This is a genomic window from Roseicella frigidaeris, from assembly GCF_003258945.1.
GTDB classification, from domain to species: domain Bacteria; phylum Pseudomonadota; class Alphaproteobacteria; order Acetobacterales; family Acetobacteraceae; genus Paracraurococcus; species Paracraurococcus frigidaeris.
The window spans coordinates 66771-73407 of sequence record NZ_QLIX01000024.1 but is presented as its reverse complement, the minus strand read 5'-3'; the positions used below and the strand labels follow the sequence as shown (position 1 = coordinate 73407).

At 73.4% G+C, this 6637-nt stretch carries 6 protein-coding genes; all 6 read left to right on the top strand.

The features are described 5' to 3' along the window. The first annotated feature begins 222 nt into the window (after positions 1–222). The 6 genes from DOO78_RS22025 (at position 223) to eno (ending at position 6537) form a co-directional block, all read left to right on the top strand. On the top strand, positions 223–1260 hold the full coding sequence (locus tag DOO78_RS22025) for an apurinic/apyrimidinic endonuclease family protein (protein WP_243634727.1): 1038 nt from the start codon (positions 223–225) through the stop codon (positions 1258–1260). Positions 1261–1367: 107 nt separating this feature from the next. Next, on the top strand, positions 1368–1688 hold the full coding sequence (secG, locus tag DOO78_RS22020) for a preprotein translocase subunit SecG (protein WP_111472033.1): 321 nt from the start codon (positions 1368–1370) through the stop codon (positions 1686–1688). Positions 1689–1817: 129 nt separating this feature from the next. After that, on the top strand, positions 1818–3452 hold the full coding sequence (locus tag DOO78_RS22015) for a CTP synthase (protein ID WP_111472032.1): 1635 nt from the start codon (positions 1818–1820) through the stop codon (positions 3450–3452). A 106-nt stretch (positions 3453–3558) separates the two neighbouring features. After that, the gene (locus DOO78_RS22010; RefSeq protein WP_111472031.1) at positions 3559–4491 is read left to right on the top strand and encodes a hypothetical protein; all 933 of its coding nucleotides are present in this window, start codon (positions 3559–3561) and stop codon (positions 4489–4491) included. Positions 4492–4776: 285 nt separating this feature from the next. Further along, positions 4777–5052 carry a hypothetical protein gene (locus DOO78_RS22005; protein WP_111472030.1) on the top strand — a complete coding sequence of 92 codons (276 nt, stop codon included), beginning with the start codon at positions 4777–4779 and terminating at the stop codon, positions 5050–5052. A 207-nt stretch (positions 5053–5259) separates the two neighbouring features. Continuing rightward, positions 5260–6537 carry a phosphopyruvate hydratase gene (gene eno, locus DOO78_RS22000; RefSeq protein WP_111472029.1) on the top strand — a complete coding sequence of 426 codons (1278 nt, stop codon included), beginning with the start codon at positions 5260–5262 and terminating at the stop codon, positions 6535–6537. The last annotated feature ends 100 nt before the right edge of the window (positions 6538–6637 follow it).

Below are 6637 nucleotides of genomic sequence, written 5' to 3'. Positions count from 1 at the left end.
ACCTCGCCGAGATCCTGCCGCGGCTCGCCAGAACTGCTCTCGGCCAACACCCGACCCCTCTGCGCTCCTTCCTGACCGCGGAGGTTGCTGGGTAATCAGGAGGGATCAAGCCCCAAGGGATCAAGCCCCGGGGGATGTTTCCGGGGGAACGTGCCGCGCCGGGCGAAGATGCGGGCGGCGAGCCCCGCCCGAACCCGCCCTCGCCAGGCGCGTTCCGCCCGCATGCGAATCGGCTGGTGCTGCAAATGGGTGCCCCCGCCGGGGGATGACCGGCCGGCGGCGGCGCTGAACCAGCGCGACACCACCGTCGCCGCCCTCTCGCGGCTCCCGCCCGCCGCGGCGACGGCGAAGCTCCTCGGCCTGGTGCAGGGCAATCTCGCGGCCCTGGCGGCGCAGGTGGAGGAGGTGGCCGCCGCCCCGCCGCTGGAGCGGTGCCTGCGCATCATCAGCAGCCTGCTGCCGGTCTACACCCATCCCGTCGCCCGGCCGATCTATGCCGAGCCGGCGCTGCGCGAGGCGGCGGAGACGGGCCTCGGCGCCATCGGCGCCCGGGCGCGCGCCGCCGGCATCCGGCTGTCGATGCATCCCGGCCAGTTCTGCCTGCTCGCCACCGACAACCCGCGGGCGCTCGAGAACAGCATCGCCGATCTCGACTACCACACCGAGATCATGCGCTGGCTCGGCCTCGCCGGCGGCTGGCACCGGGAGGGGGCGCATATCAACATCCATGGCGGCGCCCGCGGCCCCGGCCTCGCCGGCTTCCGCCGCGGCTTTGCCCGTCTCAGCGCGGAGACGCAGGGGCTGCTGACGGTCGAGAACGACGAGATCGCCTATGGGCTCGACGACCTGCTGCCGCTGGCCGGGACCCTGCCGATCGTCTTCGACCTGCACCATCATTGGTGCTTCACCGGCGGCAGCCATATCGACCCCGCGGATGACCGCCTCGCCCCGGTGCGGGCAAGCTGGCGCGGCACCCGCCCAATCGGCCATCTGAGCGCCCCGCGGGAGGACCTGCTGCCCGGCGGGCTCGACCCGGACAGGCTGCCCGACTACCAGGCGCTGCTCGCCGCCGGCGTCCCGGCGCGGGCGTTGCGGCGGCATTCCGACCGGATGTGGAACCGGGCGGTGAATGCCTGGGCGCTCGGCCATCTCGCCGGGATGGACCTCGAGGTGGAGGCCAAGGCGAAGAACCTCGCCAGCCACGACCTGGCCGAGGCGGCGCGCGCGGCCGGGCTGGAGCCGGCCCGGCCGGACGCGTGAGGCCAGCGTGAGGCCGACCGGGCCGCCCCCGGCGCGGCCAAGGGTGGCATCCGGCGCTCCCAGCCTGTAGAAGGCGCAGCCTCGCCTCCCGGACCCCGTCGGAGCCCATGGCCACCGTCCTCCTCATCATCCATCTCTTCGTCACCCTGGCCCTGATCGGGGTGGTGCTGCTGCAGCGCAGCGAGGGTGGGGGGCTGGGCATCGGCTCCTCCCAGGGCATGGGCGGCTTCATGACCGGCCGCGGCACCGCCAACCTGCTGACCCGCACCACCGCCATCCTCGGCACCGCCTTCTTCGTGCTGTCGCTGACGCTGGCGCTGCTCGGCCGCGGCACCGGCGCGCCGCGCTCGATCCTCGACGCGCCGCCGCCGGCCGCGGCGCCGGTCGCGCCGGCCCCCGCGCCCGGCCCGGCGGTGCCGACCAACTGAGCCGGCGGGCCGGCACCGGCCCCACCGCGCCCGCCCTGGCGGCGGCGCGGCCACAATGGCGGCGAATGCATGGCCGCCCTGTCATGCGCGGCTAGCCGCGCCGCGCCGCAGGCGCTAAGGGGGCCGTCCATGGCGCGGTTCGTATTCATCACCGGCGGCGTGGTCTCCTCCCTGGGCAAGGGCATCGCGGCGGCGTCTCTCGGGGCGTTGCTGCAGGCACGCGGCTACAAGGTCCGGCTACGCAAGCTCGACCCCTATCTCAACGTCGATCCGGGCACGATGAGCCCGTATCAGCACGGCGAGGTCTTCGTTACCGATGACGGGGCGGAGACCGATCTCGACCTCGGGCATTATGAGCGCTTCACCGGCGTGCATGCCACGAAGGCCGACAACTGGACGACGGGGCGGATCTATTCCGACGTCATCGCCGCCGAGCGGCGCGGCGACTATCTCGGCGGCACCGTCCAGGTCATTCCGCACATCACCGACAAGATCAAGGAAGTCGTCCAGGCCGAGACCGACGGCTACGACTTCGTCCTGGTCGAGGTCGGCGGCACGGTCGGCGACATCGAGTCGCTGCCCTTCCTGGAGGCGATCCGGCAACTCGCCAACGAGATGGGGCCGCAGCGCAGCCTCTTCGTCCACCTGACCCTGCTGCCCTACATCCCCTCGGCCGGCGAGCTGAAGACCAAGCCGACCCAGCATTCGGTGAAGGAGCTGCTCGGCCTCGGCATCCAGCCGCAGATCCTGCTCTGCCGCTGCGACCGGCCGATCCCGGAGAATGAGCGGCGCAAGATCGCCCTCTTCTGCAACGTCCGGCCGGAGAGCGTGATCCCGGCCCTCGACGCCAGCACCATCTACGGCGTGCCCATCCAGTATCATGCCGAGGGCATGGACCAGGAGGTGCTGCGGCATTTCGGCCTCTCGGCCTATGGCGAGCCCGACATGGGCCGCTGGCAGAACATCGTCCAGGCGGTGACGCAGCCCGAGGGCGAGGTCACCATCGCCGTCGTCGGCAAGTACACCAACCTGCTCGACAGCTATAAATCCCTGGCCGAGGCGCTGACGCATGGCGGCATCGCCCACAATGTCCGGGTGAAGCTCGACTGGGTGGACTCCGAGGTCTTCGAGCGCGACGCCGAGGCGGTGGCGCGGCTCGAGGGCATGAGCGGCATCCTGGTGCCCGGCGGCTTCGGCGAGCGCGGCACGCCCGGCAAGCTGGAGGCGGTGCGCTTCGCCCGCGAGCGGCGGGTGCCCTTCTTCGGCATCTGCTTCGGCATGCAGATGGCGGTGATCGAGGCGGCGCGGAACCTGGTCGGGCTCAAGGGCGCCTCCTCCACCGAATTCGGCCCCTGCGAGCATCCGGTGGTCGGGCTGATGACGGAATGGCTGCGCGGCAACGCGCTCGAGCGCCGCTCCTCCCAGGGCGATCTCGGCGGCACCATGCGGCTCGGCTCCTATGTCGCGCGGCTGGCCGAGGGCTCGCTGGTGCAGAAGGTCTATGGCGGCGCCAGCGAGATCACCGAGCGCCACCGCCACCGCTACGAGGTCAACGTCAACTACAAGGACCAGTTGGAGGAGGCGGGGCTGCGCTTCTCCGGCCTGTCGCCGGACGGGGCGCTGCCGGAGATCGTCGAATATCCCGACCATCCCTGGTTCATCGGCGTGCAGTACCATCCGGAGCTGCGCAGCAAGCCCTTCGACCCGCATCCGCTCTTCCGCGGCTTCATCGGCGCGGCGGTGCGCCAGGCGCGGCTGGTCTGACCCGGCCGCCCGCGCGGGTGGCCGGCCAGCGAAGATGACAGCGCCTTAGCTTGACGCCGCCGCCCCGGGCGGCGTCACTGCCGGCCTTCCTGGAGGCAAGTCCCGCATGGTTCCGCGTCGCGCCCTGGTCCTTCTCCTGCCCCTGCTCGCCATGGGCTGCGCCGGCCGGGGCGAGCAGGCGCCGCCGGCGCCGCTCGCCTTGCGCTTCGGCACCGCGCTGGAGACGGCCGATCCGAGCGCGGATGCGCTGGTCGGCCGCATGGACGAGTTCGAGCGCATGGTCCTCCGCGAGGAGGCGGCGGTCGCCTTCGCCGAGGGCGGCCACAGATCCGGGCCGCCGCGCCTCCACCCGCCGCTCGCCGGCGCCGCCGAGGCCGCCGGCCGGGTGCTCATGCCCGCCTTCACCGCGCTCGGCGATTACGGCCACGGCCTGGCCCAGCTCGCGGCCGGCGATGCCGTCGAGCCGCGCTCCGGGCCGAGCGGCGCCCTGCTGGCGCGGGCGGCGGAGGACGGGGTGGCGGCGGTGCAGCAGGCCAGCGGCACCGTCGTGCCGGCGCCGGTGCGCCAGGCCGGCATCGCCGCCATCGCCGCCCTCTCCGAGCTGCCGGACCGCTTCGCCGCCGCTGGCCGCGGCGCCAGCCCCGATGCCATGGTCGCCGAGGCGACGCCGCATGTCGCGGCCATCGCCGCGCTGCTGCGGGCGGTGATCGGGGCCGAGACCGGCCAGGGCACCCGCGGCGCCCTGCGGGCCCGGCGCGAGGGGCTGGACGCGCTGCAGACCCGCTTCCTCGGCGCGGTCGCCGCCGACCGCCGGCTGGGCGTGGCCGAGCGCTACACGATCTATCGCGGCGTGGCGGCGCTGCGCGACGACGACCCCGCCCAGGGCAGCTTCGCGGCCCTCGTCGAGGTGGTGGCGAGCCTCGAGGCGGCGCAGGCCGCGCTCGCGGGCCGCGGCGCCGATGCCGAGGCGCGGGTGGCCGCCTTCGAGGCCGCGGTCGCGCGGCTCGGCGTCATGGCCGAGGCGTCGCGGCGCGATTGAGAGCGCCCGTCGCACCCCTCGCTGCCCGTTGCCCTGCGGCGGCGTCGCCGCGGCCGGCTGTGACGCCCCCTGGGCCGGAGGGGACCCCCCGGGGCCCCTGCCACGCCGCGCGGCGGTTTCGGGGGCGGTCTGCTACCCGGCGCCCGACATTCCGACCTGCGGCCCGCAGGGCCGGGCGCTCGGATGGGCGCCGCGGCTTATGCCGCGAAGGCCGAGGCAAACCGGCGGTTTGCGCCCGGCGCTTGAGGGCGCAGGACGGTGAAGCCGTCCTGCGCTCGGTCTGAGATGCGGCGGCGTCTGGGCTGGGCGCTGCTGCTCTGCGGCGGCCTCGCCCTGGCGCTCGGCTCGGTGCTGGCCGCGCTCGGCCGGCTGCCGGTCGATCCGGCCTGGGGCTTCGCGGCGATCCTGGCCCTGACTGCCGGCCTCGCCCTGCGCCAGCCCGACCCGCCGCCGGAGAGGGCTGCCGACGGCACTGCGGCGCCGCTGCCGGCCGGCCCGGATGGCGGCGGCGGCACCGGTGGCGGCGGGGTGGCCGGCGGCGATGCGGGCGGCGGGCCGTGACCGGCCCCAGGCCGGAGAAACCGCGCCCCCTCCCGCCCGCTGCCCCTTGCCCCGCCCGCCGACCCGTCTTATGGCCGGGCACCCTGGCGCATGTGCCGCCCGCCCCGGTGCGCGGCCCATGCCCTGGCCTTCTGCTTTCAGAGCATCGTCACCCGATCAGGTGCGCCCACCCGATCGGGACCTGTTCCAGGCCCACCGGAGACGCGCATGTCCGCCATCGTCGACATCATCGCCCGCGAGGTTCTCGACAGCCGGGGCAACCCGACGATCGAGGCGGAGGTCGTGCTGGACAGCGGCGCCGTCGGCCGCGCCATCGTGCCCTCGGGGGCCTCGACCGGCGCGCATGAGGCGGTCGAGCTGCGCGACGGCGACAAGTCCCGCTTCGGCGGCAAGGGCGTGCTGAAGGCGGTGGCGAATGTCGAGGGCGAGATCTTCGACGCCCTGTCCGGCATGGACCCGACCGAGCAGGTCCGCATCGACGAGACCATGATCGAGCTCGACGGCACGCCGAACAAGGGGCGGCTGGGCGCCAACGCCATCCTCGCCGTGTCGCTGGCGGTGGCGAAGGCGGCGGCCGAGGATCTCGGCCTGCCGCTCTACCGCTATGTCGGCGGCGTCTTCGCCCGCACCCTGCCGGTGCCGATGATGAACATCATCAATGGCGGCCAGCATGCGGACAACCCGATCGACATCCAGGAATTCATGGTCATGCCGGTCGGCGCCGGCACGCTGGCCGATGGCGTGCGGATCGGCGCCGAGGTCTTCCACGCGCTGAAGAAGGCGCTGCACGACGCCGGCCACAACACCAATGTCGGCGACGAGGGCGGCTTCGCCCCGAACCTGAAATCGGCCGAGGAGGCGCTCGGCTTCATCGCTAAGGCCTGCGAGGCGGCCGGCCACCGGGTCGGCGAGGAGGTGGTCTTCGCCCTCGACTGCGCCTCGACCGAGTTCTTCAAGGCCGGCGTCTACGACATGGAGGGCGAGGGGAAGAAGCTCGACGCCGCCGGGATGGTGGACTACCTGGCCGGGCTCTGCGGCAAATTCCCCATCGTCTCCATCGAGGATGGCTGCGCCGAGGATGACTGGGAGGGCTGGGCGCTGCTGACCGAGCGGCTCGGCGGCAAGGTGCAGCTCGTCGGCGACGACCTCTTCGTGACCAACCCGGAGCGCCTGCGCCGCGGCATCGCGGCCAAGACGGCGAACTCCATCCTGGTCAAGGTCAACCAGATCGGCAGCCTGACCGAGACGCTGGACGCGGTCGAGATCGCCCACCGGGCCGGCTACACGACGGTGATGAGCCACCGCTCCGGCGAGACCGAGGACGCGACCATCGCCGACCTCGCCGTCGCCTGCAACAGCGGGCAGATCAAGACCGGCTCGCTCTCGCGCTCCGACCGGCTGGCCAAGTACAACCAGCTCATCCGCATCGAGCAGCAGCTCGGCACCGCCGCCCGCTATGCAGGGCGGACCATCCTGCGGCGCTGACGGCCGGGCCCCGTCGGCGGATCGCATCCGGCGAGCCGGCGGGGTGCGCGGGAAACTTCCAGTTCGTCGCGGCTTGGCATAGGATTGCGGCGCGGCCAGG